This is a genomic window from Chenggangzhangella methanolivorans (genome assembly GCF_042648545.1).
GTDB lineage: Bacteria > Pseudomonadota > Alphaproteobacteria > Rhizobiales > Methylopilaceae > Methylopila > Methylopila methanolivorans.
Map to the genome: position 1 here is coordinate 102,161 of NZ_JBHRXS010000009.1, position 26,919 is coordinate 129,079.

The 26,919-nt window shown below is 67.3% G+C and carries 27 protein-coding genes; 16 read left to right on the forward strand and 11 right to left on the reverse strand.

Going from position 1 to position 26,919, the window contains the following annotated elements; genetic code table 11:
• The first annotated feature begins 30 nt into the window (after positions 1–30).
• From urtC (ACFOWB_RS19440) to ACFOWB_RS19480, 9 genes are all read left to right on the forward strand, one after another.
• The gene (gene urtC, locus ACFOWB_RS19440; protein ID WP_261402006.1) at positions 31–1,131 is read left to right on the forward strand and encodes an urea ABC transporter permease subunit UrtC; all 1,101 of its coding nucleotides are present in this window, start codon (positions 31–33) and stop codon (positions 1,129–1,131) included.
• A 7-nt stretch (positions 1,132–1,138) separates the two neighbouring features.
• On the forward strand, positions 1,139–1,885 hold the full coding sequence (urtD, locus tag ACFOWB_RS19445; RefSeq protein ID WP_261402005.1) for an urea ABC transporter ATP-binding protein UrtD: 747 nt from the start codon (positions 1,139–1,141) through the stop codon (positions 1,883–1,885).
• Positions 1,882–2,586 (forward strand): urea ABC transporter ATP-binding subunit UrtE, encoded by a 705-nt coding sequence (urtE, locus tag ACFOWB_RS19450; protein ID WP_261402004.1) that lies wholly within the window; start codon positions 1,882–1,884, stop codon positions 2,584–2,586. The genes urtD and urtE (ACFOWB_RS19450) overlap by 4 nt, the downstream gene beginning before the upstream one ends.
• A 190-nt stretch (positions 2,587–2,776) precedes the next feature.
• Complete coding sequence (locus ACFOWB_RS19455; RefSeq protein ID WP_261402003.1) at positions 2,777–3,217, forward strand: N,N-dimethylformamidase, small subunit; 441 nt, start codon at positions 2,777–2,779, stop codon at positions 3,215–3,217.
• 129 nt (positions 3,218–3,346) lie between these two features.
• Positions 3,347–5,746, forward strand: coding sequence for a LamG domain-containing protein (locus ACFOWB_RS19460; protein WP_261402002.1), 2,400 nt, complete (start codon positions 3,347–3,349; stop codon positions 5,744–5,746).
• A 71-nt stretch (positions 5,747–5,817) separates the two neighbouring features.
• Entirely contained in the window at positions 5,818–6,918 is a 1,101-nt protein-coding gene (locus ACFOWB_RS19465) for a ring-hydroxylating oxygenase subunit alpha (RefSeq protein WP_261402001.1), read from the forward strand.
• A gap of 5 nt (positions 6,919–6,923) precedes the next feature.
• The gene (locus ACFOWB_RS19470; protein WP_261402000.1) at positions 6,924–7,622 is read left to right on the forward strand and encodes a tetratricopeptide repeat protein; all 699 of its coding nucleotides are present in this window, start codon (positions 6,924–6,926) and stop codon (positions 7,620–7,622) included.
• Between the two features lie 4 nt (positions 7,623–7,626).
• A complete protein-coding gene (locus tag ACFOWB_RS19475) occupies positions 7,627–7,923 on the forward strand; it encodes a hypothetical protein (protein ID WP_261401999.1) in 297 nt (98 codons plus the stop codon).
• Positions 7,924–8,095: 172 nt separating this feature from the next.
• Entirely contained in the window at positions 8,096–8,896 is an 801-nt protein-coding gene (locus ACFOWB_RS19480) for a TorF family putative porin (protein ID WP_261401998.1), read from the forward strand.
• 76 nt (positions 8,897–8,972) lie between these two features.
• Here the strand turns inward: ACFOWB_RS19480 and ACFOWB_RS19485 are convergent, their stop codons facing one another.
• Complete coding sequence (locus ACFOWB_RS19485; protein WP_261401997.1) at positions 8,973–9,320, reverse strand: transposase; 348 nt, start codon at positions 9,318–9,320, stop codon at positions 8,973–8,975.
• Positions 9,321–9,655: 335 nt separating this feature from the next.
• Here ACFOWB_RS19485 and ACFOWB_RS19490 point away from each other — a divergent pair, with 335 nt between their 5' ends.
• The 7 genes from ACFOWB_RS19490 (at position 9,656) to tsaA (ending at position 16,981) form a co-directional block, all read left to right on the forward strand.
• Positions 9,656–10,903, forward strand: a complete 1,248-nt coding sequence (locus tag ACFOWB_RS19490; protein ID WP_378148874.1) for a transporter substrate-binding protein — start codon at positions 9,656–9,658, stop codon at positions 10,901–10,903.
• Positions 10,904–11,104: 201 nt separating this feature from the next.
• Entirely contained in the window at positions 11,105–12,682 is a 1,578-nt protein-coding gene (gene urtB / locus ACFOWB_RS19495; RefSeq protein ID WP_378148905.1) for an urea ABC transporter permease subunit UrtB, read from the forward strand.
• 217 nt (positions 12,683–12,899) lie between these two features.
• The gene (gene urtC, locus ACFOWB_RS19500; protein WP_378148875.1) at positions 12,900–14,000 is read left to right on the forward strand and encodes an urea ABC transporter permease subunit UrtC; all 1,101 of its coding nucleotides are present in this window, start codon (positions 12,900–12,902) and stop codon (positions 13,998–14,000) included.
• Between the two features lie 10 nt (positions 14,001–14,010).
• Positions 14,011–14,721, forward strand: coding sequence for an ABC transporter ATP-binding protein (locus ACFOWB_RS19505; protein ID WP_378148876.1), 711 nt, complete (start codon positions 14,011–14,013; stop codon positions 14,719–14,721).
• Positions 14,722–14,725: 4 nt separating this feature from the next.
• Complete coding sequence (gene urtE, locus ACFOWB_RS19510; RefSeq protein WP_378148877.1) at positions 14,726–15,418, forward strand: urea ABC transporter ATP-binding subunit UrtE; 693 nt, start codon at positions 14,726–14,728, stop codon at positions 15,416–15,418.
• Between the two features lie 23 nt (positions 15,419–15,441).
• Positions 15,442–16,380, forward strand: coding sequence for an acetamidase/formamidase family protein (locus tag ACFOWB_RS19515; protein ID WP_378148878.1), 939 nt, complete (start codon positions 15,442–15,444; stop codon positions 16,378–16,380).
• A 106-nt stretch (positions 16,381–16,486) separates the two neighbouring features.
• A complete protein-coding gene (gene tsaA / locus ACFOWB_RS19520; RefSeq protein WP_261401990.1) occupies positions 16,487–16,981 on the forward strand; it encodes a tRNA (N6-threonylcarbamoyladenosine(37)-N6)-methyltransferase TrmO in 495 nt (164 codons plus the stop codon).
• Positions 16,982–16,990: 9 nt separating this feature from the next.
• Here tsaA and ACFOWB_RS19525 read toward each other — a convergent pair whose 3' ends face one another.
• The 10 genes from ACFOWB_RS19525 to ACFOWB_RS19570 form a co-directional block, all read right to left on the reverse strand.
• Positions 16,991–17,455: a RidA family protein gene (locus ACFOWB_RS19525; RefSeq protein WP_261401989.1), complete on the reverse strand. Its 465-nt coding sequence runs from the start codon at positions 17,453–17,455 to the stop codon at positions 16,991–16,993.
• Positions 17,456–17,579: 124 nt separating this feature from the next.
• Positions 17,580–19,205, reverse strand: a complete 1,626-nt coding sequence (locus ACFOWB_RS19530; RefSeq protein WP_378148879.1) for a gamma-glutamyltransferase family protein — start codon at positions 19,203–19,205, stop codon at positions 17,580–17,582.
• A gap of 183 nt (positions 19,206–19,388) precedes the next feature.
• A complete protein-coding gene (locus ACFOWB_RS19535; protein WP_378148880.1) occupies positions 19,389–20,486 on the reverse strand; it encodes a PLP-dependent cysteine synthase family protein in 1,098 nt (365 codons plus the stop codon).
• Positions 20,483–21,967, reverse strand: a complete 1,485-nt coding sequence (locus tag ACFOWB_RS19540) for a class I adenylate-forming enzyme family protein (RefSeq protein WP_378148881.1) — start codon at positions 21,965–21,967, stop codon at positions 20,483–20,485. The genes ACFOWB_RS19535 and ACFOWB_RS19540 overlap by 4 nt, the downstream gene beginning before the upstream one ends.
• Complete coding sequence (locus ACFOWB_RS19545; RefSeq protein WP_261401985.1) at positions 21,967–22,752, reverse strand: VOC family protein; 786 nt, start codon at positions 22,750–22,752, stop codon at positions 21,967–21,969. Before ACFOWB_RS19545 ends, ACFOWB_RS19540 begins: the two co-directional genes overlap by 1 nt.
• Positions 22,749–23,174, reverse strand: a complete 426-nt coding sequence (locus tag ACFOWB_RS19550) for a PaaI family thioesterase (RefSeq protein ID WP_261401984.1) — start codon at positions 23,172–23,174, stop codon at positions 22,749–22,751. Before ACFOWB_RS19550 ends, ACFOWB_RS19545 begins: the two co-directional genes overlap by 4 nt.
• Positions 23,171–24,187 carry a zinc-binding dehydrogenase gene (locus ACFOWB_RS19555; RefSeq protein WP_378148882.1) on the reverse strand — a complete coding sequence of 339 codons (1,017 nt, stop codon included), beginning with the start codon at positions 24,185–24,187 and terminating at the stop codon, positions 23,171–23,173. Before ACFOWB_RS19555 ends, ACFOWB_RS19550 begins: the two co-directional genes overlap by 4 nt.
• 117 nt (positions 24,188–24,304) lie before the next feature.
• Positions 24,305–25,285 (reverse strand): ABC transporter substrate-binding protein, encoded by a 981-nt coding sequence (locus ACFOWB_RS19560; protein ID WP_378148883.1) that lies wholly within the window; start codon positions 25,283–25,285, stop codon positions 24,305–24,307.
• A gap of 47 nt (positions 25,286–25,332) precedes the next feature.
• Positions 25,333–26,169 (reverse strand): ABC transporter permease, encoded by an 837-nt coding sequence (locus ACFOWB_RS19565; RefSeq protein ID WP_378148884.1) that lies wholly within the window; start codon positions 26,167–26,169, stop codon positions 25,333–25,335.
• Positions 26,170–26,171: 2 nt separating this feature from the next.
• Complete coding sequence (locus tag ACFOWB_RS19570; protein WP_378148885.1) at positions 26,172–26,918, reverse strand: ABC transporter ATP-binding protein; 747 nt, start codon at positions 26,916–26,918, stop codon at positions 26,172–26,174.
• Between the last annotated feature and the right edge of the window lies 1 nt (position 26,919).

Here is a 26,919-nt window from a genome sequence, read left to right on the forward strand (position 1 = left end):
GGACCTCAAGAACAGGAACCGGTGAACACAATGGGCAACCTCTATCACAACAAGACCGCCCAGTGGCTCGTCTACGCGGCGTTCTTCATCGGCCTCGCGCTGATCCCGAGCTTCGTCGACGACGCCTTCCTGCTGAACCAGCTCGCCACCTATGGCGTCTACGGCATGCTGGCGCTCTCCATCAGCCTCTGCTGGGGCTTCGGAGGCATCCTGAACCTCGGCCAGGGCATCGCCTTCGGCCTCGGCGCCTACGGCATGGCCATGACCATGCAGATGCAGAGCCAGTCGGAATCGAACCCGATCCCGCCCTTCATGCTGAACAACAGCCTGGATGCGCTGCCCTGGTTCTGGGAGCCGTTCTCGAACACCGCCGCCGGGTTGTTCCTCGCGATCGCCGTGCCGACGCTGTTCTGCGCAATCTTCGGCGGCATCATGTTCCGCGCGCGCGTCTCGGGGCCGTTCTTCGCGATCATGACGCTCGCGATGCTTTCGGCCTTCTACACCATCATCCTCGACCGCCAGCCCTATACGGGCGGCGTCAACGGCATCACCCCGCCGTCGGCCCTCCAGATCGCGGGCGTGGAGATCGATCCCTATTCGTCGACCGCCTATCTGACGGTGCTCGGCATTCTCGTGGTCGCGACGGTGGTCGCCAAGCTCATCACGCAGAGCTCGTTCGGCCTCGTCACCCAGGCGATCCGCGACGACGCCGAGCGCGTGCGCTTCCTCGGTTACTCGGTCGCAGGCTACGAGACCATGATCTACACGGTCTCCGGCATGATCGCGGCGTTTGCCGGCTGCTGCCTCGTGATGCTGGTGCAGTATGTCTCGCCGGCGCAGATGGACGTCAGTTTCAGCCTTTCGATGGTCATCTGGGCCGCGATCGGCGGCAGGCTGTCGCTGCTCGGCTCAATGTGCGGCGCCTTCCTGATCATGGGCGCGCAGAGCTATCTCGGCGACACCTTCCTCGCCACCTGGCTGCTGATCCTCGGCGGCTTCTTCATCATCGTGGTGCGCTTCCTGCCGAACGGGCTCGCGAGCCTGCTCGAATCCGCGCTCGGACTGCTGGCTTCCAAGCCGAAGACCTCAGCCGAGCCGAACGGCGACGCCAAACCAGTGCCGGCGGAGTAAGCGCGAGATGCCCGGACTTCTCGAAATCCACAATCTCTCGAAGAGCTTCGACGCCACAAAGGTGATCAACGACTTCTCGATGGAGGTCGTCGAAGGGACGCTCTGCTGCCTCGTCGGCCCGAACGGCGCCGGCAAGACCACGACGATGGACCTCGTCACCGGACGCATCAAGCCGACCTCCGGCAAGGTGATCTTCGCCGGCGAGGACATCACGGCCAAGCATGAGCACGTCATCGCGCGCGCCGGCATCGGCCGGAAGTTCCAGGTGCCGGCGGTGCTGCGTGACCTGACGGTGCGCCAGAACCTCGAGGTCGCCTACAGCCGGCAGACCAACCCGTTCTGGAACCTGTTCAAGTTCCGCAAGGCGGGGCTGAAGGAGAAGCTCGACGAGATCGCCACGCTTGGCGGTCTCTCGGGGCGCCTCAACGAGCGCGCCGGCATCCTCAGCCACGGCGAGACCCAGTGGCTCGAGATCTCCATGGTGCTGATGCAGGAGCCACGGCTCCTCCTCATGGACGAGCCCATCGCCGGCATGACCGAGGGCGAGATCGAGAAGACCGCACGGATCTTCAAGGACCTGCGCAAGACCGCGACGCTGATCGTGGTCGAGCACGACATGGGCTTCGTGCGCGAGATCGCGGACGTGGTCACGGTGATGCACATGGGCTCGCTGCTGGCCACAGGCACGATCTCGGAGATCGAAGCCGACGCGCGCGTGCGCGACGTCTATCTCGGCGAGAAGGAGGCGGCATGAGCACGCTGCTCAACTTCGACAACGTCACGTCCTATTACGGCGCGACGCGCATCCTGAAGGACTTCAGCTTCGAGATGCAGAAGGGCGAGTGCCTCTGCGTGCTCGGCCGCAACGGCGTCGGCAAGACGACGCTCATGCGCACCATCATGGGGCTGACCGACAAGTCCACGGGCGCGATCCGCATCAACGGGACGGAACTCACCGGCAAGGCCCCTTACCAGCGCGCGACCTACGGCCTCGGCTACGTGCCACAAGGGCGCGGCATCCTCTCGGACTTCACGGTGCGCGAGAACATTCTGCTGGGCACATTCGCGCGCGCCGACAAGGCCCCGGAGATCCCGGAGCTGTGCCTGCGGATCTTCCCATACCTGAAGGAGAACCTCGACCGTCGCGCGGGCCTTCTCTCGGGCGGCCAGAAGCAGCAGCTCGCCATCGCGCGGGCGCTCGCGGTCGGGCCTCAGATCCTGCTGCTCGACGAGCCGACGGAGGGCATCCAGCCCAACATCGTGCACGAGATCGGCGAGATCCTGAAGATGCTCAACAAGGAGCTCGGCATTTCGCTGATCCTGACCGAGCAGCACATCAAGGTCGCGCGCAAGCTCGGCGACTCCTTCATCATGGTGGACAACGGCCGCGTCGTCGCGCGAGGACCGATCGAAGACATGACCGACGAGCTCGTCGAACGCCACATGACGATCTAAAAACGTCTAGATTGATCGTCTAGAAAAATTCTTTCGCACCATTGACGTTACGCCTAGGTGTGAGCTAGATTTGAACTCACCAAAATAAAGAAAAGGCTCTGCCTTTTCTGGACTTTGACGGCCGCATTGCTTGCGGTCGAGGCTTTTTCGCGCCTTCGACAAGGCGACGTTGCTTCAGAGAGGCAGGCTCATGATCCCGATTCCGAAGAAAGGCACGCCCGAGCGCGAGGCGATGATCAAGGAGCACAAGGAGTGCGTCGACTCCATGAAGGGAGTCGCGGGCTTCTCGGTGCTGAAGTGCGAGACGCCCGGCGACACCACCGTGGTGACCGGCGGCGTGCATGAGAACCCGGACCTCAAGCGCGTGCTCCTGCGCATGCGCGGCGAGAGCCCCAAGGGCAAGCTCATCGTGATCTGCACCAAGGTCGACGCCGAATGGCGCATCGGCCGCCTGTCGGGCATCCGCGGCGTGCCGCCGGAGTTCGTCAACGACAAGGTCTACACCTGCGAGCAGGAGATCCAGCACGACATCTTCCTGATGCGCCTGGACGAACTGCCCGAGACCGCCGGCATGCCCGAGCACTTCCACGAAGGCTGGAAGCGCAAGGACGACAACTGGCCGGTCACCTGACCGAACCTTCCCGACAGTGACCGGGCGGCCTTAGCGGCCGCCCGACGCCGGACTGATCGGCGGACGCCCCTTGGGCGCCCGAACGTCCGGCGCTTGCCCGAACACTCAGGACTCCTGGAGACCCATCCGATGAGCGCGATGCGCCTGACCGGATACGCCGACAAATTCGGCGTGCACCCCGGCGACAAGATCAAGTTCTACGTCAATTGCGACGGCCCGACCGACTTCACCGCCGAAGTCGTCCATATGATCCATGGCGACACCAACCCGCGCGGCCCCGGATTCATCGAGAAGGCGGTCGATGCCGAGGTCAACGGAACCTACAAGGGCAAGAAGCAGATCATCCACGGCGGCTCCTACGGTTTCGTCGAAGACAAGCCGCAGCTGAACGTCGAGAGCTTCACGCTCCAGTGCTACATCTGGCCGACGACGCCCAAGACCCATCCGCGCTACTGGAAGCACGGCGCGCAGGGTCTCGTGACCAAGTGGTCCGGAGACAAGGGCTACGGCCTCTTCATCAATGAAGAGGGTTTCCTGGAACTGCGCATCAACGGCGAGAAGGTCACGACCGGCGTGCCGATCCGCGACCACGCCTGGCATTTCGTCGCAGCGAGCTACGACGCCGCGACCGGCGAGGCGACGCTCTATCACGAGCCGCAGATCGTCTATGCGCTCGATCCGGTGATCGAGCCCGTCGTCGCCAAGATCTCCGCCAAGCCGCTTCCTACTCCAGCCCCGCTCGCGATCGCGGCTTATGTCGACAAGATCGACGACAGCGCGCTCGGCAAGTCCTCGCTCCCTGAAGGCGTGTGGTTCACCGGCAAGTACAACGGCAAGATCGACAGCCCGCGCCTGTCGAAGAAGGCGCTGTCGCGCCTCGAGATCGAGCAGATGAAGCTCGGCGCGCAGCCCGGCCTCACCGAGCGCCGCAACTCCGGCCCGACCGGCGCGCTCTCCGAAGTCATCGTCGGCGCCTGGGACTTTTGGGACGGCATCGACACCATCGTGGGCAAGGACAACGGCCCGTATCGCTTCGACGCGCAACTGGTGAACTGCCCGACCCGCGCGCTCACCGGCTACAACTGGGCGGGCCAGAACTTCGACTGGAAGCACGCCAAGAAGGAATACGGCGCGATCCACTTCCACGACGACGACGTCGACGACGCGCGCTGGACTTCGGACTGCGAATGGACCGTCCCGGCAGGCTGCCGCTCGACCTCCTACGCGCTGAAGCTCACCACGTCGGAAGGCGACGAAGACTACATCCCGTTCTGGGTCGTTCCCAAGATCGGCGAAGAGCAGTCCAAGATCGCCGTGATGATCCCGACGATCAGCTACATGGCCTACGCCAACGAGCATGTGGCCTGTAACGCCGGCGGCGCGGAGCTCTTCGTCTATCGCGTGCCGATCATGCAGCACCAGAACATGTTCCTGGCCGAGCACCGCGAGTATGGCGGCTCGATCTACGACACGCACACTGACGGTTCCGGCATCTGCCTGTCGTCGCGTCTTCGCCCGATCCTGTCGATCCGGCCGAAATACGACCACTTCCTCGCCCAGGCGCCCTGGCAGTACCCGGCCGACCTCCACCTGATCTACTGGCTGGAGCAGATGGGCTACCAGTACGATGTCATCACGGACGAGGACGTCACCTATGACGGCGTCGCCCGTCTCGAGGGCTACAACGTCGTCATCACGGGCTCGCACCCGGAGCACAACTCCGGCACCCAGCTCGACGCGCTGCACAACTACACCCAGCGCGGCGGCCGCATCATGTATATGGGCGCCGACGGCTGGTACTGGGTCCACTCCTACCATCCGGCCTACGAGAGCAAGGGCCGCGGCGTCGTCACCGAGATGCGGCGCTGCGAGAGCGGCATCCGCACCTGGCGCGCGGATCCGGGCGAATACTACCACCAGGGCACGGGCGAACTCGGCGGCATGTGGCGCTTCCGCGGCCGACAGCTCTACTCGGTCGCCGGCGTCGGCATGACGAACGAAGGCTTCGACATCTCGACCTACTTCAGCCGAACCCCGGACTCGCTCGACCCCCGCGTCGCCTTCGCGTTCGAGGGCATCACCTATGACGAGCCGCTCGGCAATTTCGGCCTCGTGGGCGGCGGCGCCGCCGGCCTCGAGCTCGACATCGTCGACACCATGCTGGGCTCGCCCCCGCACACGCTCGCTGTGGCCACCTCGGCCGGCCGCCACACCGAAGCCTACCTGCTCGTCATGGAGGATTTCGGCTTCAACCAGCAGGGCCTCGACGGCACGACGCATCCCCGCGTCCGCGGCGACATCGCGTTCCACGAGACCCCCTGCGGCGGCGGCGCCTTCTCGTTCTCGTCGATCGCGTTCTGCGGCTCGCTGCCCTGGAACAACGGCGACAACAACATCTCGAAGCTGGTCGGCAACGTGCTGAACCACTTCATGCAGGACGGCCCGCTGCCTCCGCCCCCGGCCGACGCGATCAAGCATCGCGGCCGCGCGGACTACGAGTCCCCGGCCTTGGCGCAGACGTCCTCCTGACGCGCCAACTCCGGCGCCCGCGGATCGCCCCCGCGGGCGCCGGCCCCCTCCCCGATCGAAAGGCACGGCCGATGTCGCACCGCCCGGACCTCGGATTCTTCGACGAAGGCCATGACCTCGCCGGACCCGCCTTCTACGCCGACGCGATCGGCGACGGCGGCAAGGCCCTCATGCTGCCGCCGGCGGCGGTCCGCTCGCTCGCCTTCACCCACCTCGAGGACGAGGCGGTCTGGACGCGCGACTGGATCTGCGTCGGTTCGCATGAGGCGATCCCGAACGTCGGCGACCTCCTGCCCTTCACCGTCGGCGTCCATGGCGTCCATGTTCAGCGCACGGACGACGGCCTCGCGGCGCGCTTCAACAAGGCCCAGCACGGCGGCTGCCGCGCCATTCCGCTGCAATGCCAGACCGGCGCGAAGACCAAGTGCTCCTTCACCTCCTGCGGCTACAGCCGGGACCGCCGCGCGATCCCGGCGACCGAGCTCGGCGACGGCACGCCCGAGATGCACCAGTATCTGGGCCTGCGCCCCGAACGCCTGCTGAGCGCGCAGGCGAAGAGCTGGGGCCCGTTGATCTTCGTCAATCTCGACGTCGCGCCCGACTGGCCAGAGCAGAGCCTGCGCCTCCTCGGGCGGACCATGGGCGCCTTCGGCAACCACAAGGCCGAGCGCTCGAGCGAGCTCTGGCTCGAATATCCCGCGAACTGGAAGCTCCTCGGAACCGCGCTCGCCGAGGGCGAGCCGATCGGCGAGGACCGCCGCGGCGGGTGGACGGTGTCGACGACGACGCTCGCCGACGGCCAGGGCGCGACGGTCGCCTGGCTGTTCCCGAACCTCGTCCTGATCTCGACCGAGACCGAGACCGCGGTCGCGGTCCTGCAGCAAACTGCCATCGGCCAGACGCTCTGCCGCCTCTCGGTCTACGGCGCGGCCCCCGAGGCCTCGATGGACCGCTGGCGCGCCGAGATCGAGGAGCGCGCGGCGAACGGCGTCGAGGCGCACCGCGCGCTGTCGCGCTTCGGCACGAGCCACCGGCCCGAGACGATTGGCCAACCGCTGCCGGCCCAGACTTCTCCCCTCGCCGCCTGGATGCAGAGGACGCTCGCCGACCGCGTCGCCCGCGCCCCGCTCGGCCCCATCGACCAGCCGCTGTTCCAGAACCCGAAGGGGTGATCGAGATGCTCTCCGCCAAAGCTTCCGTCGAGAACGGCTCGCCGCTCGCTGACGCCGTCGCGGCCTACAACCGCGACGACTTCGACGAGGCCTTCGCCCTGTTCGAGACGCTCGCCAACCGCGGCGACGCGGAGGCCAAGACCTGGCTCGGCGTGATGTACGCCCACGGCCAGGGCGTCGCCTCCTCGCTGCAGATGGCGTTCGCGCTCTACCTCTCGGGCGCCGAGGCCGGCAACGTGCTCGCCCAGACCAATGTCGGCGCCATGCTCGCCATGGGCCAGGGCGTCGCGCGCGACGAGGTCGAGGCGATCAAATGGCTGACGCGGGCCGCCGAACAGGGCGACCAGTACGCCCAGTACAATCTCGCGACGCTGCTCTCGAAAGGCCAGGGCGCCGACGCCGATCCGCGCGCCGCCGCCGACTGGTATCGCCGAGCGGCGGAGACCGGACACTATCCCTCGCAGGCGCGCCTTGGCTTCCTCTACGCCAACGGAACAGGCGTCGAGAAGGACCGGGTCGAGGCCTATGTCTGGCTGTCGCTCGCGGCCCAGCACGGCGTCGGCACCGCGCTGAACGCGCTGGAAGGCCTCGTCGGTCAGATGTCCTCGGACGAAAAGCGCGCGGGCGCCGCCGCCGTCTCGAAATGGCGATCGCGGACCGCCGACGTCTCGGTCCACGCGCGTCTCACCCCGATGCCGGGCTGATCCGATGGTGTTCAGCCCGCAGCAGGTGAAATTCGAGTTCCTCAGCTACTTCAAGGAATTCGGCGGGAACGCCGAGGAGTGGCGGATCGGCTGCGCGGTCGACGCGAAGTCGGCTCTCACCGACGAGCACAAGATCGACCTTGATCGCGACATCTGGCTCTGGAAGCCGACCCTGTCGCCATCGGCTGCGCGCATCGTCCATCGCTACTTCACCCAACAACTGCGCGTCCCGGATGCGGGCGCGGTCGCCGGCGGGGCGAACATCTACTTGTTCAAACGCTGCGCCGCCCATACCGCCTGATTGCTCGAACGCACGCGCCGCGAGCGGATTTTCTCTTTCTCGCCAATGAGATGCTGCGGCGCAGAAGACACGCTTCGGAAAACTCGTCAGTGAGCCGCCCTTTGCATCTAGCGCATGCATCTAGATTTTGCGTGAATGTCGTCACACTTCTTTCATCGGGGAACTAAGGAATATGTCTAAGCTTTCTCTGGCGGTCGGGGCCGCCCTCCTCTCGGCGTCGCTCGGCGTCTCGGCGGCGTCTGCGGCCGACATGCCTGAGGTCATCGACGTCACCACCGCTCCGCTCGACGTCGCCTTCGGCGTCAAGGGCACGTCCGACTACCTCGTTCGCGGCATCTCGCAGACCAAGGGCGACCCCGCGGTCCAGGGCTATGTCGAAGTGCAGGCCTTCGACTGGGTCTACGCCGGCGTCTGGGCGTCCAGCGTCAACTTCGGCGGCGCGCAGGATCCGTCGGCCGAAGTCGACATCTATGGCGGCGTTCGCCACACCTTCGACAAGCTCACCCTCGACGCCGGCTACGTCTGGGTCGACTTCCTGAGCGAAGTGAAGGGCAGCCGCACCCTCGCCTACGGCAAGGTCTACGGCATCGCGAGCTACGCGCTCACCGAGAACTTCTCGTTCGGCGGCAACATCTACTACGGCACCGACTACATCAATCTCGGCGCCGAGATCACTCACGCCACCGGCTTCGCCAAGTACAAGTTCGCGCCGCTCGACACCATGCCGGAGCTCGGCGCGTACCTCTCGGGCTCGTTCTCGCGGATGTGGACCAGCAAGAACTTCGCGCCCGACTACAACTACTGGGACGCCGGCGTCGGCCTGACCTACAAGGCGATGACGCTCGACTTCCGCTACAGCGACAGCAACCTCAAGAAGAGCGAGTGCTTCACCCACATCGGCAGCCGCGGCTCCTGCGGCGACCGCTACCTGGTCAGCCTGTCGTTCGACACCTCGCTCAACAAGCTGAAGTAATCTGGGATCCCTGCCGGGAAGAGGGCCGCGTCTTCTCTTCGGAGAGGCGCGGCCTTCGCCGTTTCAAGGGCTGAGATCAGCCGCCGGAAATCCGGACAGTCGCGAACCGGCCGAGGCTCACGCCGTGCATCTCGCGCAGCCGCGTTCCGGTCGCGCCGCGCTCGGCCGCGTCGGGAATGGACGGCGCTCCTGCCGGCCGGGCGCTCCGCTCAGCCAACAGCCTGCGCAGTTCGGCGTTCTCCCGCCGCAGCGCCTTGAGCTGACGGACGCCGGAAGGCGTCAGCCCGTCGAACTTCCGTTTCCATCGATAGAAAGTGCGCGTCGACACATGCGCGGCGGCGCAGACCGCCTCCATCGAGGCGCCGTTCGAGACCTCGCGGAGAAGCGCGGCGATCTCCTCGTCGGTCAGGCGCGAAGCGGCCATCTCGTTTACCTCGCGGACGTCATGCCGTGCGAGCGGGCATGCACATTCTCAAGGCAGAATGATCCTCTCGCCGCGCGCTGGCAACTCTCTCGTCAGGCGACCCAGCCATCTCGCCGACGCCCGCAGGAGCAAGGATTTCAACGCTCTTCGCCGGACCGACCGTCGCGCCGGAAACGGCGGCGGGAAGCGCCGCTCTGTCATTTTTGACACTGGGGTCTCGTCAGCGTCCCGGCGCCCAATTCGGGCGCTCGCCGAGCGCTTATTTGGCCTTGCGGCTCAAGGCGTTCGGCCTCCAGCTTCAGGGGCGAAAAATCCTTTGCGAAGGCGTGACGGCGATGAGCAAGTTCGACCGCAGAAGCTTCCTCATGACGACGGCTGGCCTTGCGGCCGGCGCGGCACTTCCGCTCGCCGCCCCGCCGCTCATCCGCTCGGCGCGCGCGGCGGGTCCGGTGAAGCTCGGCTGCCTGTTCTCCTCCTCGGGCACGATGGCGAACCTCGAAGGCCGAATGAATTTCGTGGCCAAGATGGCGGCGGACGAGATCAACGCCGCGGGCGGCGTCAACGGCTCGACGATCGAGATCGTGACGTCGGACCCTGCCTCCGACTGGCCGCTCTACGCCCAGATCGGCCGGCAGATGCTGTCGGAGACCAAGGTCGCCGCATTGTTCGGCTGCTGGACGAGCGTGTCGCGCAAATCCGTGCTCCCGGTCGTCGAGCAGGCCGACGGACTGCTGTTCTACCCGCTCCATTTCGAGGGCGACGAGAACTCCAAGAACGTCGTCTATGTGAACTCGCCGCCCGCGAGCTCCGTTCTGCCGGCCGTCGACTACCTGATGAGCCCGGACGGGGTCGAGGCCAAGCGCTTCTTCATGATCGGCTCGGACTACGTCTGGCCGCGCACCATCAACAAGCAGCTCAAGGGCTACTGGAAGTCCAAGGGCATCGAGGAGAGCGCCTGGAAGGAGGAGTACGTCCCCTTCGGCTTCTCGAACTTCCAGACGCTGATCAACCAGGTCCGCGCCTTCGCGGACGCGCCCGGCGGCAAGTGCGTCGTGGTGCTGACCGTGGTCGGCTCGTCGATCCCGGATTTCATGCGCGAATTCGCCAACCAGGGCATCTCGTCCTCGGACGTGCCCGTTCTCGGCCTCGACATGGTGGAGGCCGACCTCGAGGGCCTCGACACCGCCAAGATGGTCGGCCACCTCAACTGCTGGGCCTATCTCCAGCAGGCCAAGGGCGACGCCAACGTCAAGTTCCTCAAAAGCTGGGCGGACTACGTGGCCAAGACCAAGGCTCCGTTCAAGCCCGACGTCGCCATCGACCCGATGGTCTCGACCTACGACGCCGTGCACCTCTGGGCGATGGCGGCCAAGAAGGCCGGCTCGTTCGACGTGCCGGAGGTCCGGAAGGCGTTCGACGGGCTGAGCTTCGACTGCCCCTCGGGCTACAAGATCGGCATGACGGGCGAGAACAACTACGTCTCGCGCGGCGTGTTCATCGGCTCGGTCAACGAGAAGCAGGGCTTCGACGTGCTCTGGCAGTCCGACGGCACGCCGAAGCCTGTGCCGATGAGCCAGTACTGATCTCCGAGCCATGTCCCTGATTGCGCTGAACGCGTCGAACTGCGTGCTTCGAGACGCCGTCTTCTGGACGGCTCCTCGGCATGAGGTCGGTTTGTGGTCTGGGAAACGAAGACAGTCCTCATGCTGAGGAGGCCGCGACAGCGGCCGTCTCGAAGCATGCAGTCCGGCGGCCGATGGACGATGGCGAGCGGCCGCTTGGCGATGATCGTCTGCCTGTTGGGGATATGCTTTCCCGCCCTCGCCTTCGACCGCGCGGCGATCGTCGCGCAGTCCTGCGGCGGCGCGGCCGGCATGACCGAGGCCGCCAACGCCCTGACGAACGGCGTCGCGACGGCTTCGAAGGACGACGCCGCCTGGGCCGCGACGCTCGCAGGCGCAGCGATCGACCGCACGCTGAAATGCGGGCCCTCGCCCGTCATCGCGTCCTCCGGCGGCGTGCTGAACGCCGCCACCCTTGAGCCGGCCGCGTCCGGTGAGGGCTCCTCGCCGCTGCTGAGCCTCAAGAATCGTCCGCTGTTCGAGACCGCGCGCGCCGCCGCCAGCCTGTTTTCAGGCGCGACGGCGAGCGAGCGGGGCGCGGCGCTCGTCGCCCTCGAGCGCCGCGCCGGATCCCTGCCTCCGGAGCTCTTCGAGAAAGCCGCCGAAGCGGAGACCGACGCCGGGCTGAAGGATCGCATCCTCGGCGTCGGGCAGGCCGCGCTGCTGAACTCTCCCGACGTCACGAAGCGGGTCGCCGCGATCGAGCGGATCTCGGCGAGCGCCGACAGGCGGTCGCTGACGCAGATCTCGGGCCTCACGTCGGACCCGGCCTACGCCAAGGACGCCGCCTTCAAGGCCGCGGTCGACGCCGGCGTCGCCTCGATCGAGCGGCGGCTGCAGGTCTCGACCGCGCTCAACACGCTCTACAACGGCCTGTCCTTCGCCTCGATCCTGTTCATGGCCTCGGCGGGGCTCGCGATCATTTTTGGGCTCATGGGCGTGATCAACCTCGCACAGGGCGAGTTCATCATGATCGGGGCCTATGTCACCTATGCGGTGCAGGAGACGATCCGCGCCGCCTTCCCGGGCCTGCTCGACTGGTACTTGATCGTCGCGATCCCGATCGTGTTCCTCGCCACCTCCGGCGTCGGCGTGATCCTCGAGGCGACGCTCGTCCGCCGGCTCTACACGCGGCCGCTGATGACGCTGCTCGCCACCTGGGCGGTGAGCCTCCTCATCGTCAACCTCGTTCGGGTCGCGATCGGCACGCAGAACCTTCAGTTCGCGACGCCTTGGTGGATGTCCGGCGGCCACCTGCTGATGGGCGACTTCATCGTCACCTGGAACCGCCTGTTCGCGATCGTCTTCGCGGTCCTGACGCTGGCTCTCACGTGGTTTGTCCTGAAGCGCACGCCGCTCGGCCTGGAAATCCGCGCCGTCACCCAGAACCGCGCCATGGCGGGGTGCCTCGGCATCGCGACGCGGCGCGTCGACATGATGGCGTTCGGGCTGGGCTCGGGCTTGGCCGGCCTCGCGGGGCTCGCGCTCTGCCCGATCTACAACGTGAACCCGCAGATGGGCTCGAACTTCATCGTCGACAGCTTCATGGTCGTGGTGCTGGGCGGCGTCGGCACGCTCGCCGGCACGGTGATCGCTTCGCTCGGCGTCGGCCAGGTGAACGTGCTGATCGAGCCGCTCTACGGCGCGGTCGCCGCCAAGGTCATCGTGCTGCTGATGATCATCGCATTCCTTCAGTGGCGGCCCGAAGGGCTGTTCGCGGTGAAGGGGCGACGGAAGTGAGGGGGCATAGGCGCGACGCCGGCCGTCCCTTCTCCCGCTTGCGGGAGAAGGGACGGATGAGGGCGCATGGCGCCGACGTCGCCAAGAACCGCGCGTCCGCTTGCGTCTCGCTCGATCCTGAACCTTCGGCGCTGACGCCCCTCACCCTTACCCTCTCCCGCCTCGGCGGGAGAGGGGGACGGGAACGTCGCGCTCCATCGACGTGGGTACAGCGCCCATGACGGCCAAGCCCAACATCCTCCAGCGCGCGATGGAGGACCGCATCTTCGTCGGCGTCGCGGCGGCGGTCGCGCTCGCGGCGCTTGTGGTCACCCTTTTCCCCGGGCTCTCGGGCTACCGCGTCAACGTCGTCGGGCAGCTCGCCTGCTTCGCGCTGCTCGCGCTCTCGCTCGACCTGATCTGGGGCTATGCGGGGATCCTCAGCCTCGGCCACGGCCTGTTCTTCGCCATCGGCGGCTATGTGATCGGCATGCACCTCTTGGAGCATTCGGTCGCGACCACCGGCGTCACGCCCGACATCGTCCAGTTCATGGGCTGGAAGGCGCTGCCGGACTGGTGGGGCCCGCTCGAAAGCTTCCCCGTGGCGCTCATAGCTGCGCTCGCAGTCTCCTTCGCGGTGGCCTTCGTGTTCGGCTGGGTGTCGTTCCGCTCCCGTGTGGGCGGCGTGTATTTCGCGATCATCACGCAGGCGCTCGTCTATGTGGCGATGCTGCTGATGTTCCGGAACGACACCGGCTTCGGCGGCAACAACGGCATGACCGGGTTCCAGACGATCTTCGGCGTGCCGTTCCAGACGCCGGGCGTCGCCAAGGCCTTGGCGGTGACGTCCCTCGTCGTGTTGGCGATCGCGCTTGTCGCCTGCCGGATGCTGATGATCGGCCGGTTCGGGCGTCTGCTGGTCGCGACCCGCGACGACGAGACGAGGCTGCGCTCGCTCGGCTACGAGACGCTGCGCCTGAAGCTCGGGGTCTGGTGCCTTTCCGCCGTTCTCGCAGGGATAGCGGGCCTGCTCTACGTGCCGCAGGTCGGCATCATCAATCCGCGGGTCTTGTCGCCCGAACTCTCGCTCGAGATCGCCGTCTGGGTCGCGATCGGCGGGCGCGGACGGCTCGCAGGCGCTGTGATCGGCGCGGTGCTGGTCAACGCGATCAAGTTCTCGCTGTCGGCCACCATGCCGGAGCTTTGGCCCTTCGTGCTGGCCGGGCTCGTGATCCTGGTCGCGCTGATCTTCCCCAACGGCCTCCTGGACATCGGCCGCTGGAAGCCGACCTGGATCTCGCGGAGCGACGCCCTCCAGCCCAAGGACGTCACGCCATGAGAACTTGGCCATGACGGTCGCGGTTCTGGTGGAGGCCCTCACCGTCGAGTTCGGCCGCTTTCGCGCGATCGACGACCTGTCGCTCGCGATCGACTATGGCGAGGTCCGCGCCGTGATCGGCCCGAACGGAGCCGGAAAGACGACGCTGCTCGACGTCATCTCGGGGGTGAGCCGCGCCAGGCGGGGCCGCATCCTTTTCGACGAGAAACTGGAGCTGACGCGCGCCTCCGAAGCCCAGATCGCGCGCTCGGGCGTGCGCCGTAAATTCCAGAAGCCGAGCGTGTTCGAGGCGCTGACGGTCCGGGACAACGTCGAGATCGGCCTCGGCGGCGCGAAAGACGCCGCGGCCCGCGAGCGCGTCGAGACGACGCTCGAAACGGTGGGGCTTGCGGGCGAGGCCGGCAGGCTCGCGGGCGAACTGGCGCATGGCCAAAAGCAGTGGCTCGAGATCGCCATGGTGGTGGTGTCCGAGCCCAAGGTGCTGATGCTCGACGAGCCGGTCGCGGGCCTCACCGACGAGGAGACCGAGCGCACCTCGGCGCTGATCCGCGCGCTCAAATCTCCCGAGCGCGCCATCATCGTGGTCGAGCACGACATGGATTTCGTCGAGACCATCGCGGACCGGGTCACGGTGCTGCACGAGGGCCGGACGCTGTTCGAAGGCTCCATGGCCCGCGCGCGGACCGACGCCCGCGTCGTCGACGTCTATCTGGGACGCTGACGCGATGAAGCTCACCGTCCGCGACCTCGACCAGCACTACGGATCGGCGCAGGCTCTTCGCCGCGTCAGTTTCGAGATCGCGCCCGGCGAGTGCCTCGCGGTGCTCGGGCGAAACGGCGCGGGCAAGTCGACGCTGCTGAAGTGCCTTGCAGGGGTGCTCCCCGTCACACGGGGAGCGATCGAATTCGACGGCGTCGACATGGCGCGCGCGCCGAGCCACCGACGGTCCCGCGCCGGCTTCGCCTACGTGCCGCAGGGCCGCGAAATCTTCGCCGAGCTCACGGTGCGCGAAAACCTCGTGGCGGCGGCCCGCCCGCACGGCCCCGCGACGGAGGAAGCCTTCGAGGAGGTCTACGGCCTCTTCCCCGTGCTGCGCGAGATGGCAGGACGGCGCGGCGGCGCGCTGTCGGGCGGCCAGCAGCAGCAGCTCGCCCTCGCCCGCGCGATCGTGACCAAGCCCAAGGTGCTGGTGCTCGACGAGCCCACGGAGGGCGTCCAGCCGTCGATCGTCCAGCTGATCGAGACCGTGCTGACCGGCCTCAAGGGAAAGCTCTCGATCCTGCTGGTCGAGCAGTATCTCGACTTCGCGACCGCGGTCGCGGACCGCTTCGTCGTGCTCTCGCGCGGCCAGGTGGTCGACGAGGGCGCGCGCGCCGAGATGAGCCGCGAGCGGCTCTCAAAATTCATGTCCGTCTGAAGAAACTGGAGAGAGGGAGCCCAATGGCCCGTCACCACACGATCTCGTCCGCGCCTGAAAACATGGTCTGGGGCTATCTGGACAGCGCGCTGAAGCCGGTCTGCCGGATCGCCTCCGGCGACACCGTCACGCTGACGTCCTTCCCGGCCGGCGGCAAGGAATGCCTGCCGCCCGACGCGAGCCGCGTGCCTGCCGATTACATGGCGGCGCTCGACACGCTCACCCAGGGCGGCGGACCGCACTTCATCACCGGCCCGATCTATGTCGAGGGCGCAGAGCCCGGCGACACGCTGCAGGTCGAGATCCTCGAGGCCAAGCCCACCATGGACTGGGGCTTCGTCGCGATCCTGCCGCTGCTCGGCACGCTGCCCGACGAGTTCACCGACTACGAGACCATCCACCCCAAGATCGACTCCCAGGCCAATGTCTGCACCATGCCCTGGGGCGTCGACATTCCGCTCGATCCGTTCTTCGGCATCATGGGCGTCGCCCCGCCCCCGGCCTGGGGCCGCTGCGGCTCGCCGGTGCCCCGCGCCTTCGGCGGCAACATGGACAACAAGGAGCTGAAGCCCGGCGTCACCCTCTATCTCCCGGTCTTCAACGAGGGCGCGCTGTTCTTCGCGGGCGACGGCCATGGCGTGCAGGGCGACGGCGAGGTCTGCATCACGGCGCTCGAAATGGGCATCGAGGGCACGTTCCGCCTGACCGTGCGCAAGGACATGGCGGTCGAGTTCCCCTTCGCCGAAAGCGAGACGCATCTCATGTCGATCGGCCTCGACGAAGACCTCGACGACGCGGCCAAACAGGCGGTGCGCGAAATGGTGCGGCACGTCTGCCTGCGCTCCAATCTCTCGCGCAACGAGGCCTACATGCTGTGCTCGCTCGCGGGCGACCTGCGCGTCACCCAGCTCGTCGACGGCAACAAGGGCATCCACATGATGCTGCCGAAGGCGATGATCTGAGGCTTTCGCCGACGGCTCGAACGTATAGGCTCCCAGGCGGCGGAGGCCAGAACGCCTCCGCCGCCTAGAATTGCGATGACGCGCGAAAGCCTCGAACGCCAAGCCCATGGTTCGACTGCAGGAAATCCGGTCCGGCGAGGTGGCGGTGGATCCGCCGGCGGCGACCGACGCCGGCCTCGTCTTCATCGGCCGCATCCGCACGCCTTGGACGTCGCGGCTCGACTGCCCTCGGCAGGGGCGCCAGGACGGCCCGACATGCCGCATCGAGCTGTTCGAGCCCTGGGCCCAGGGCCTCGCAGGGCTCGAGGACTTCGAGCGGGTCGAGGTGCTCTACTGGCTCGACCAGTCGCGTCGCGATCTCGTCCGCCAGAGCCCGGCGAACGACGGGACGACGCGCGGCGTGTTCGCGCTGCGCTCGCCCGTGCGGCCGAACCCGATCGGAACGTCTCTCGCGAGGCTCGTCGGCGTCGAGGGCGCGACCGTTCTGGTGCGCGGCCTCGACTGCCTCGACGGGACGCCCCTGATCGACCTCAAGCCCGACCGGTGCCAGTTCACCCCGATCGCGCCGCCCCAGAAGGGCGACTTTGAGGTGGGCGACTAGAAAGCGCCCTTACGCGATCTCGAGGATCGCGTCGATCTCGACCGCGGCGCCGAGCGGCAGCGCGGCGACGCCGACCGCCGAGCGGGCGTGGCGGCCCTTGTCGCCGAGCGCCGCGACCATGAAGTCGGACGCGCCGTTGACGACCTTGGGCTGGTCGAAGAAGTCCGCGGTCGAGGCCACGAAGGCGCCGAGCTTCACGACGCGCACGATCTTGTCGAGATCGCCGACCGCCGCCTTGGCCTGCGCCAGGATGTTGATGGCGCAGAGCTTGGCGGCGGCTTGCGCGTCCTCCACCGACACGCCGGCGCCGAGCGTGCCCTTGAGGCTCAAGCCCTCGGGCCCGATGGGCAACTGGCCGGAAATGTGCAGCAGCTTTCCGGCGAGCACCGCCGGCACGTAGTTCGCCACCGGCGCGACCGGCTGAGGCAGGGTGACGCCGAGTTCGGCGAGCTTGGCTTCGATCTCTCCGGCCATGCCGGTCTCCTTTTCTTCCGTCGTTTCTTCAAATTTCAGCGAAACAGCCTCGGCGCCTCCGCCCCCTCCCCATTGTGGGGAGGGGAATGGCCGGCGGCGCAGGCTTGCTCTCGTATACTTTCCGTCAGCCGACCGCCGCGTAGCCGTCGCGGCGGGGATCGCTCGCGGCCGCATAGCCTTCCACGGCCGGATCGCCCATCCGCCAGATGAACTGGCCGGCGCCGAAGTCCTGATAGCTGTCGTTGATGACGCTCATCTCGTGGCCGCGCTCGCGGAGCGCCGCCACCGTCTCCGTCGCCATCCCGGCCTCGACGTTGATGTCGAGCCCGGCGTTGAAGCGCCAGCGCGGCGCGTCGCAGGCGGCTTGCGGGTTCTGGCCGAAGTCGATCATGCGGACGAGCGTCTGCAGGTGGCCCTGCGGCTGCATGTTGCCTCCCATGACCCCGAAACTCATCACCGGCTGGCCATCCTTCGTCAGGAAGCCCGGGATGATGGTCTGGAACGGGCGCTTGCCCGGCGAGACCACGTTGGCGTGGTTCAGATCGAGCACGAAGCCGTGGCCGCGGTTCTGGAGCGACAGGCCCCATTCGGGCAGGCACACGCCCGAGCCGAACCCCATGAAGTTCGACTGGATGAAGCTCACCATCATGCCGTTTTCGTCGGCGGCCGTGAGGTAGATCGTGCCGCCCCGCACGGGATTGCGCGCCGCGAATTTCTGGGCGCGCTTCGGATCGATGAGCTTGGCGGCCTCCGAGAGGTAGGCGTCGTCGAGCAGCTGCGCGGGCGTCACCTTCATGTGGGCGAGGTCCGCCACATGCGCATAGGTGTCCGCGAAAGCGAGTTTCATGGCCTCGATCTCGAGATGGGTGACGTCGACGCCGTCGGCCGCCATGCCCGCGAGGTCGAAGTTCCCCAGAATGCCGAGCGCGATCAGCGCCGCGATCCCCTGCCCGTTCGGCGGGATCTCGTGGACGGTGTAGCTGCGATACTTCTTTTCGATCGGCTCGACCCATTCGGCCTTGAAGCCGGCCATGTCCTTGGCGGTCATCGAGCCGCCATTGGCGCGCGAATGGGCTTCCATGGCTTGCGCGATCTCGCCGCCATAGAGCGCCGCGCCCTTGGTCTCGGCGACCGCGCGCAACATCTTGGCCGCGCCCTTCAGCGTCACGAGCTCGCCGACTTCCGGAGCCCGGCCGCGCGGCAGGAACATTTCGGCGAAGCCCGGCGCGGCCACGAGGTCCTTCACCTGCGCGGCGGCGGCCCATTTGCCCTGCACCACCGTCGGGCAGAGATAGCCGCGCTCGGCGATCTCGATCGCGGGCTGGAGCAGGTCGCCGAAAGGCAGCTTGCCGAACCGCTCATGCAGCGCGACCCACATGCCGATCGCGCCGGGGACGGTCACCGAGTCCCAGCCGCGCATCGGCGGGCGGGCGTGACCCTCGCCGTGCTTCTTCGCGAAGTACTCCGGCGTCCAGGTCTCCGGCGAATTGCCCGACCCGTTAAGGCCGTGCAGCTTCTTTCCGTCCCACACGATGCAGTAGGCGTCGGAGCCGAGGCCGTTGGAGCAGGGCTCGACCAGCGCCATGGCGGCCGCGGTCGCGATCGCGGCGTCGACCGCGTTGCCGCCCTGGCTGATGATCTTGAGGCCGACCGAAGCCGCCAGCGGGTGCGAGGTCGAGACGATGTTGCGCCCGAACATCGGTAGGCGGCGCGACGGATATCCCGCGGTCCAGTCAAAATTCTGGGTCATCACAACTCCATTCGCGGAGACGAACTGCGTGCTTCGAGACGCCGTCCTGGCGGACGGCTCCTCAGCATGAGGACCGTGCGAGGCTTCACTCCCACAAACATCCCTCATGGCTCGAGGAGCTTGGCGTCAGCCAAGCGTCTCGAAGCGCGCAGTCGGCCTCTTCAGCCGCGCTACATAGCTCGCTCAGGCCCCGCCGAACACGGCCTCGAGCCGCGCGTGGGGATCCGCGAGGTCGAGGCCGCGTTCAGCGAGCCATGCGTCGTTGAAAATCGTGGACCGGTAGCGCTCGCCTGAATCACAGAGCAGCGTCACGATGGTCCCCTCCTGGCCTGCCGCCTTCATTTCCTCGATGATCTTCAGGCACGCCCAGACATTGGTGCCGGTCGAGCCGCCGCAGGCGCGCCCCAGAAGCGCGCTCGTCATGCGGGCCGCGGCGATGGAGGCGGCGTCCGGAACGGCGATCATGCGGTCGACGAGGTCCGGCACGAAGGAGGCCTCGACCTTGGCGCGGCCGATGCCCTCGATCACGCTGTCGCAACATTCCACCCGATGCACCGAGCGCTCGGCGTAGTGGCGGTGGAACACCGAGCTCTCGGGATCGGCGACGCAGAGCGATGTCGGGAACTTGCGGTAGCGGATGTAGCGCCCGATCGTCGCCGAGGTGCCGCCGGTGCCGGCGCCGCACACCACCCAGTCGGGGACCGGCCGGTCCTCATGGGAGAGCTGCGCGAACATCGACTCGGCGATGTTGTTGTTGCCCCGCCAGTCGGTGGCCCGCTCGGCGTAGGTGAACTGGTCCATGAAGTGTCCGCCGATCTCGCGCGCGAGCTTTTCGGCCTCGCCCGAGACGTCGCCGCGGTCGACGAGATGCGGCTTTCCGCCATGGAACTCGATCGCCGCGATCTTCTCGCGCGCGGTCGTGCGCGGCATCACGGCGATGAAGCGCAGGCCGAGCAGCTTGGCGAAATAGGCCTCCGAGATCGCGGTCGAGCCGGAGGAGGACTCCACGATCGTGGTCTCGGGCCCGACCCAGCCGTTGCAGAGCGCATAGAGGAACAGCGAACGCGCCAGCCGGTGTTTCAGGCTCCCGGTCGGGTGGCTGGACTCGTCCTTGAGATAGAGGCTGATTCCTGGCGCGCGCGGCAGGTCGAGCTTGATGAGATGGGTGTCGGCCGAGCGGTTGACGTCGGCCTCGAGCCGCGAGATCGCCCAGGCGACCCAGGCCCGGCGATCGGGATCGGCTGCGGAAACGTGAGCCTTGGCGAGAGCGGCGCCGCTCATCGGGCCTTCAGCTCCGCCTCGGCGCGGGCGCGAAGCGCGGCGCGGTCGATCTTGTTGGTGGAGGCCAGCAGCATCTGGTCGAGGAACCAGACCCGGCGCGGATGCTGGTAGGCGGGCGCATGCTCGAGCGCGAAGCTCTTGATCGCCTGCTCGTCCACGGTCGAGCCGGGCTTGCGCACGATGAAGGCCACCGGCTTCTGGCCCTTGATGTCGTCGTCGACCGGCACGACGCTCGCCTGAAGCACCTCGGGATGGGTCTCCAGAACCGCCTCGACCTCGCCCGGAAAGATGTTCTCGCCGCCGGAGACGAACATGTCGTCGGCGCGGCCGACGAAATAGAAGTTCCCCTCCCCGTCCTGCCGGAACACGTCGCCGGTGTCGTAGAAGCCGTCCGCGGTCACGGGCGAGCGCACGTCCGGGCGGTTGTGATAGCCGAGCATGACGGCCGGGCTCTTCATCTGGAGCACGCCGGTCTCGGGCGCGCCCTCGCCGACGAGACGAACTTCCACGCCCGCGTGCACCTTGCCCACCGACCCGCTCGGCGCGCCGCCTTTGTCGTTGAACACCACGGGGCCGCCCTCGGTGGTGCCATAGGCGTTGATGATGCGGGCGTTGGGTAGCAGCTCGCGGATCTGGTCGGCGAGCGTGTCGTTGACGGGCGCGGAGCCCATCCGCACGACGCGGACGCTCGAAAGATCGGCGCCGAACAGCGCCTCTTTCTCGCGCAGCATCATGGCGATCATCGGCGGCACCGCGGTCGCCCAGGTGCAGCGGTGGCGCGCGATCGCCTCGATATAGGCCTTGGCCTGGAACTGGGGCAGCAGCACGATCGAGGCGCCGGCGGCGATGGCCAGAAGCGAATTCGCCAACGCGTTCATGTGGTAGAGCGGCGCGGCGATCAGCACCCGGTCGCCCGAAAGATCGTCTTCGGCCATGCGGGCGCAAACGACCCAGAGATGCGCCGCGTGGGAGAGCAGAACGCCCTTGGGGCGCCCGGTCGAGCCGGAGGTGTAGAGCATCAGCGCGGCCTCGTCGGCGCGCGGCTCGACGGGATCGAACGGGCCGGCGTCGAGCCAGTCGCCGAAATCGGCGCTGTCGAACTCGACCGCCTCGACGCCCTCGTCGAGCTGGTCGCGGCGGGCGGCGTCGCAGAACACGACCCGCGCGCCGCAATCCGCCACGACATGGGCGATGGTCGGCTTCGGAAACTTGAAGTTCACCGGCGTCGGCACGACCCCGGCGCGCATCGCGCCGAGCATGACGGCGAGAAACTCCGGCCGGTTGGCCGAGAGGATCGCGATGCGGTCGCCGCGCTGAAAACCGCGGGCCACGAGGCCGCGGGCGAAGGCGTCGGCCATCTGGTCGAGCCCGCCGCGGGTCAGCACGGTCTCGGCGCCGTCGAGCCCGACCCCGATGATCACGGGCGCGTCGGGATGGCCGTCGCGGCGGAGGACGTCGCCGAGATTTGTCGCTTGGGTCATCAGGCGCTCCGGCATTCCATGCGCAGGTCGAGAGAAGGAATTTCGAGGGCCGCGACGCCGTCGGCGCCGGCGTCGGTCCACGTCACGCCTGTGGCAGCCTTTGCGAAGCCCGCAAGCGCGTCCAGCCCGTCGAAGCGAAGCCCGAGCGCGGTGAAGCGCGGCGCCTCGCCGGCCACGACGTCGATCGCGAAGCCGTCCGAGATCACGCGCCAGCCCTCGCCATGCGGCTCGGGGGCAGAGCCCGCCGCAGAAGCGTAAAGCCGACCGTCGGCCTCCGGCGAGCGGGACGCGACCTCGATGCGGTCGAAGCCGTTAAAGCCGTTCGGATGCGCCAGCCACTCGTCGCGCCAGACATATTCGGGCGTCAGGTGCTGGCAGAAATAGACCCGGCCCGCGGGAAACAGGCCGTTGGGCGCGCGCACCGTGCGGAAGCTCGCCTCTTTCGCCTCGCCGTCGATCTCGACCGGCCGCGAGAAGGCGACCGGCTCGAACGGCGACAGCTTCGCCTTTTCGAGCCGCCGATACGTGGCCTCGATGTCGGCGCTGCGGAACACCAGACCGTTCAATCCGAAGGGGCTGTCCAGCACCTCCTGGCGCTGCTTGCCCTCGCTCGGCACCCCGACCAGTTCGAGATAGGCGCGCGGCGCCACCATCAGGTGGTTAATGGAGCCGAGCGAGTGGCGGCCCTGCGGCGTCAGGCGAAAACCCAACGCCGCGAAGATCTCAGCCGCCGCCTCCATGCCGCGGAGCGTGTTCACCACGACGTGGTCGAGCGGCTCGGTCACTTAGGGCTCGCCGTCATGTAGACGCCGCGGCCGCTCGCGAGCAGCTTGCCGTCTTCCGACAGGATCTCGGCTTCCGCCACCGAGAGCGTCGAGCCGAACTTGACCACCTTGCCCTTGGCAATCAGGTCGCCCTGCATGCCGGCGCGATGGTAGTCGACGCGCAGATCGACCGTCGGCACGCCGCGGCCGGTCTTCGACACCAGCGCCCAGTCGGCCGTGAGATCGACGAGCGTCGCGAGGATACCGCCGTGCATATACCCACGTTCGGCGTTGACGACCATTTCGGGCCGCCAGGTCGCCTTCAGCTCGATGGTCCCGTCGCCGACGGAGAGCACCTTCAGGCCGAGCCACTGGTGGAACGGGCCCTTGAGGAGCTTTTCCTCGATCTCGGCCGCGGTGGGGAGCGTTGTGGTTTCGCTCACGGCGTCACCACGATCTTGCCCATGACCTCGCGGTCGCGGATCATCCGCAGGCCTTCCGCCGCCTCTTCAAGCGACAGCTCCTTGTCGATGACCGGCTTCAGCGTGCCTTCCTGGATCATGTCCATAAGGGAAGAGAGGTCGTCGTCGTAGAACGAGTTCGAGCCGATGATCTTGAGCTCGAAGCTCCAGATGTAGCGGAGGTCTTCCTTCGGATCGTGGCCGGCGGTCGCGCCGCAGGTGAGGATCACGCCGCCCCGCTTCACGCATTTGAGCGACGGCGCCCAGGTGTCGCCGCCGGTGAAGTTGATGACGACGTCGACGCCGCCCTCGTAAGATCGGCGCTGCGGCTTGCCGTATTGCTGGATCGCCCACTTGGAGAAGTCGGTCTCGCGGTAGTTCACCACGTGGTCGGCGCCGAGCTCCTTCAGCCGGTCCATCTTGTCCTGCGAACCCGCGCAGGCGATGACCTCGCAGCCCATTTGCTTCGCCAGCATCACGCAGCCCGTGCCGACGCCGCCCGAAGCGCCGAGGATCAGCACCTTGTCGCCCGGCTTGATGGTCTTGTGGGTGACCAGCATGCGGTGCGCGGTGCCGTAGGCGACGGGGAGCGAGGCGGCCTCGGAATAAGTGACCTTGTCCGGCATCGCGATCAGCTGGCCGACCGAGACCTGGCAGTACTGCGCCATGCCGCCGTCGAGCATTTCACCCATCAGGCCCTTGTTCGGGTAGAGCGGGTTGACGAGCACGCGGTCGCCGACCTTCCAGCCCGTGACGCCCTCGCCGAGCTCGGTGATCTCGCCGGCCATGTCGAGGCCGATGATCACCGGCAGCGGCACCTTGATGCCGGGCATGCCCTTCACGGTGAACACGTCGTGGTAGTTGAACGAGGAGGCGCCGACGCGGATCACCACATGGCCGGGCTCGGCGGTCGGAACCGGATAGTCGTCCACGACGGTCAAATCGCTGACGTCGCCGTGCTGCTTGAGCAGCAAAGCCTTCATAGTCGCAGTCATCGGAATGCTTTCTCTTCTTGCGGCGCTTGCGCGCTTGTCGTTGGGGAGGGGCTGGTCGGGGCCTGCCCCTCCCCGATTGGGGAGGAGGCAGGTTGCGCGGCGCTCAGTCGACGCCGGTCACTTCATCGACTTCGAGGCTTCGTAAGGCGCGGTGACGAGGGCGCTGTCCGGCAGCGTGCCCTTCACGGCGCCCACCGACTTGAACACCTCGAACTCGGCCTTGAGCGAGGCGACGTCGGCCGGCTCCATCGAGACGGCGTAGATGCCGTCCCAGAGCGCCGCGTAGTTCTTGGCGTCTTCCTCGTTCATGTTGGCGGCTGCGACGAGCGCCTTGGCCACGGCCGGCTTGTCGGCCTTGCCAAACTCGTAGGTCTTGCGCATCGCGACCACGAGCTTGGCGGCGGCTTCGGGGTTCGCCTTCAACCATTCGTTGCGCACGAGTCCGACTCCGAGCACGGGCGGGGCGTCCTGCTGCGTGATCTTCTTCCACTCGTCGCGGAAGGAGGCGAGCTTCCTCAGCTTCATGTCCTTGACGAGCGCCTGGGTGACCGTGCGCAGCGCCGCGGCGTCGATGTCCTTCTGGGCGAGGAACTGCGCGAGGCGCGGGTCGTTGCCGGGCACGGCCGTGTAGTCGCCGGCCTTCATGCCGTAGTTCTTCTCAAGGATCGCGGCGGTGATGGCCGCGGTCGCGCTGCCGGCCGGCGAGGAGCCAATCTTCTTGCCCTTCAGCTCCTCGATGGTCTTGATCGGACTGTCTTCCGGCACGACGAAGTCGAGCTCGGCGACCTGGGTCGAGAGCATGATCGACATCGGCAGGCCATCGGCCGCGACGCTCAGCGAGCCGCCCGCCGCGGCGCCGATGCCGAAGTCGATCGCGCCGGCGGCCATCGCCTTGGTGGGGGCGTTGACGTCGGGAAACTTCACATACTCGACCTCGAGGCCTTCCTTCTCGACGAACTTTCCGGCCTCCATCACTGCGCCGAAGCCGAGGCTGACGCCCGAGCTCCAGTAGCCGATGCGGACCTTGTCGGCGTGCGCGGGTCCCGCGACCCCGACGACGGCCGCGAGGGCTGCGGCGAGAACTGCGATGCGTTTCATGCGGATGCTCCGAGTCTCAGGTTTCAGGTCTTGGGAGGAAGGACGCGTCACTGCGACCCGGCCTTCTTCTTCCAGCGGAAGAGGCGGTTCTCGAGCGGCTTCAGGATAAGGGCTTCGAGCACGATCATCAGGGCGATCAGCGTGAGCGTCCAGGCGAACACCTGGTCGGTCTGCACGAGGTCGGCGGCCTGGCGGAGCCGGTAGCCGATGCCGCTCGAGGCGCCGAGCGTCTCGGCCACGAGGCTGACGCGGGCGCCGAAGCCGAAGGCGAGGCGCGCGGCCGAGAAGAACGGCGGCAGGATGGTCGGCAGGTAGATCTTGGTCAGCACCTGCGCCCGCGACATGCGGAACGTCTGGGCGAGCTCGATGAAGTCGGCGTTCACCGTACGCGTGCCCTGCCAGACGTTAGTCAGGATCAGCGGCATCGCGGTCATGAAGACGACGAAGATGGTGGTCCAGTCCGAGAGGCCGAACCAGATCAGCGCGAAGATCGCCCAGATCGAGGACGACACGGTGTTGATGACGGTCAGCACCGGCTCGAAGAATTCGCCGAGCTTTTCGCTGGCTCCAAGGACGAGGCCGAGCGGCACGCCCACGACCGCCGCGATGGCGAAGCCCATGAAGACGCGCCAGAAGGTGATGCCGAAGTCGTTCCAGAAGCTCGGCGTCGCGACGAGGCTCGACCAGGCGGCGTAGACCCGCGCCGGCCCTGGAAGCACGAAGGCCGGCGCGCCGAGCGAGGCGATCTGCCAGACGCCGACGAGCAGCGCGAGAAGGCCCATGCGCAGCATGAACAGGCGGAACCGGCGCTCGCGCGCGGCGTGCGGCCGGATCGGGGCGCCCGCGACTTCCTGCGCTAGCGTCTTGGGAGGCGAGGCCGCCATGCTCAGAGTCTCCCGCGCAGGGCGCGCGCCTGTTCGTGGACCTCGGCGGAGGCCGGGTCGCGCGGATAGGGAAGATCGATCGTCTGCGTTTCGCGCACGCGGCCGGGGCGCGGGTTGAGCACCACCACCTTGTTGGCGAGCACCACCGCCTCCTCGACGTCGTGGGTCACGAACACGATGGTCATCGACATGAGCTCGGCGATGCGCAGAACCTCGCCGTGCATCTGCGAGCGGATGGTCGGGTCGAGCTTGGAGAAGGGCTCGTCCATGAGCAGCAGGGTCGGCCGCGTGACGAGGCTGCGCGCCAGCGCCACGCGGCTGCGCATGCCGCCCGAAAGCTCATGCGGATAGACGTCGGCGAACTGCGAGAGGCCGACAAGCGCCAGCGTCTCGGCGACGCGCTCCTTGCGCTCGGCGCGGCCGACGCCCCCGGCCTCGAGCCCGAAGGAGACGTTCTGCGCGGCGGTGCGCCAGGGGAGCAGCCGGTCCTCCTGGAACATGTAGGTCATCGAGCGCCAGTCCTTGAAGTCGGCGGCCTTGACGCCGTTCAGGAACAGGCATCCGCGGTCGGGCTTCACGAGGCCCGCCACGATGTTGAGCAACGTCGACTTTCCGCAGCCCGACGCGCCGACGATCGCCACGATCGACTTCTCGGGCACGTCGATGTCGATGTTCTGGAGCACGTGGAGGCTGTCGCCGTCGCGGCGCTCGAACCACTTGCTGACGCACTGAAGCTTGACCGACGCCATG

Bases quoted from the DNA above. Each gene is read 5' to 3' on its own strand.
- ACFOWB_RS19565 (WP_378148884.1), bottom strand. From the start codon at position 26,169: ATGGCGGCCTCGCCTCCCAAGACGCTAGCGCAGGAAGTCGCGGGCGCC.
- urtE (WP_261402004.1), top strand. From the start codon at position 1,882: ATGAGCACGCTGCTCAACTTCGACAACGTCACGTCCTATTACGGCGCG.
- ACFOWB_RS19465 (WP_261402001.1), top strand. From the start codon at position 5,818: ATGTCGCACCGCCCGGACCTCGGATTCTTCGACGAAGGCCATGACCTC.
- ACFOWB_RS19540 (WP_378148881.1), bottom strand. From the start codon at position 21,967: ATGACCCAAGCGACAAATCTCGGCGACGTCCTCCGCCGCGACGGCCAT.
- urtD (WP_261402005.1), top strand. From the start codon at position 1,139: ATGCCCGGACTTCTCGAAATCCACAATCTCTCGAAGAGCTTCGACGCC.
- urtB (WP_378148905.1), top strand. From the start codon at position 11,105: ATGATCGTCTGCCTGTTGGGGATATGCTTTCCCGCCCTCGCCTTCGAC.
- urtE (WP_378148877.1), top strand. From the start codon at position 14,726: ATGAAGCTCACCGTCCGCGACCTCGACCAGCACTACGGATCGGCGCAG.
- tsaA (WP_261401990.1), top strand. From the start codon at position 16,487: ATGGTTCGACTGCAGGAAATCCGGTCCGGCGAGGTGGCGGTGGATCCG.
- ACFOWB_RS19515 (WP_378148878.1), top strand. From the start codon at position 15,442: ATGGCCCGTCACCACACGATCTCGTCCGCGCCTGAAAACATGGTCTGG.
- ACFOWB_RS19475 (WP_261401999.1), top strand. From the start codon at position 7,627: ATGGTGTTCAGCCCGCAGCAGGTGAAATTCGAGTTCCTCAGCTACTTC.
- ACFOWB_RS19505 (WP_378148876.1), top strand. From the start codon at position 14,011: ATGACGGTCGCGGTTCTGGTGGAGGCCCTCACCGTCGAGTTCGGCCGC.
- ACFOWB_RS19485 (WP_261401997.1), bottom strand. From the start codon at position 9,320: ATGGCCGCTTCGCGCCTGACCGACGAGGAGATCGCCGCGCTTCTCCGC.
- ACFOWB_RS19455 (WP_261402003.1), top strand. From the start codon at position 2,777: ATGATCCCGATTCCGAAGAAAGGCACGCCCGAGCGCGAGGCGATGATC.
- ACFOWB_RS19490 (WP_378148874.1), top strand. From the start codon at position 9,656: ATGAGCAAGTTCGACCGCAGAAGCTTCCTCATGACGACGGCTGGCCTT.
- ACFOWB_RS19560 (WP_378148883.1), bottom strand. From the start codon at position 25,285: ATGAAACGCATCGCAGTTCTCGCCGCAGCCCTCGCGGCCGTCGTCGGG.
- urtC (WP_378148875.1), top strand. From the start codon at position 12,900: ATGACGGCCAAGCCCAACATCCTCCAGCGCGCGATGGAGGACCGCATC.
- ACFOWB_RS19460 (WP_261402002.1), top strand. From the start codon at position 3,347: ATGAGCGCGATGCGCCTGACCGGATACGCCGACAAATTCGGCGTGCAC.
- ACFOWB_RS19530 (WP_378148879.1), bottom strand. From the start codon at position 19,205: ATGACCCAGAATTTTGACTGGACCGCGGGATATCCGTCGCGCCGCCTA.
- urtC (WP_261402006.1), top strand. From the start codon at position 31: ATGGGCAACCTCTATCACAACAAGACCGCCCAGTGGCTCGTCTACGCG.
- ACFOWB_RS19525 (WP_261401989.1), bottom strand. From the start codon at position 17,455: ATGGCCGGAGAGATCGAAGCCAAGCTCGCCGAACTCGGCGTCACCCTG.
- ACFOWB_RS19535 (WP_378148880.1), bottom strand. From the start codon at position 20,486: ATGAGCGGCGCCGCTCTCGCCAAGGCTCACGTTTCCGCAGCCGATCCC.
- ACFOWB_RS19555 (WP_378148882.1), bottom strand. From the start codon at position 24,187: ATGACTGCGACTATGAAGGCTTTGCTGCTCAAGCAGCACGGCGACGTC.
- ACFOWB_RS19470 (WP_261402000.1), top strand. From the start codon at position 6,924: ATGCTCTCCGCCAAAGCTTCCGTCGAGAACGGCTCGCCGCTCGCTGAC.
- ACFOWB_RS19480 (WP_261401998.1), top strand. From the start codon at position 8,096: ATGTCTAAGCTTTCTCTGGCGGTCGGGGCCGCCCTCCTCTCGGCGTCG.
- ACFOWB_RS19570 (WP_378148885.1), bottom strand. From the start codon at position 26,918: ATGGCGTCGGTCAAGCTTCAGTGCGTCAGCAAGTGGTTCGAGCGCCGC.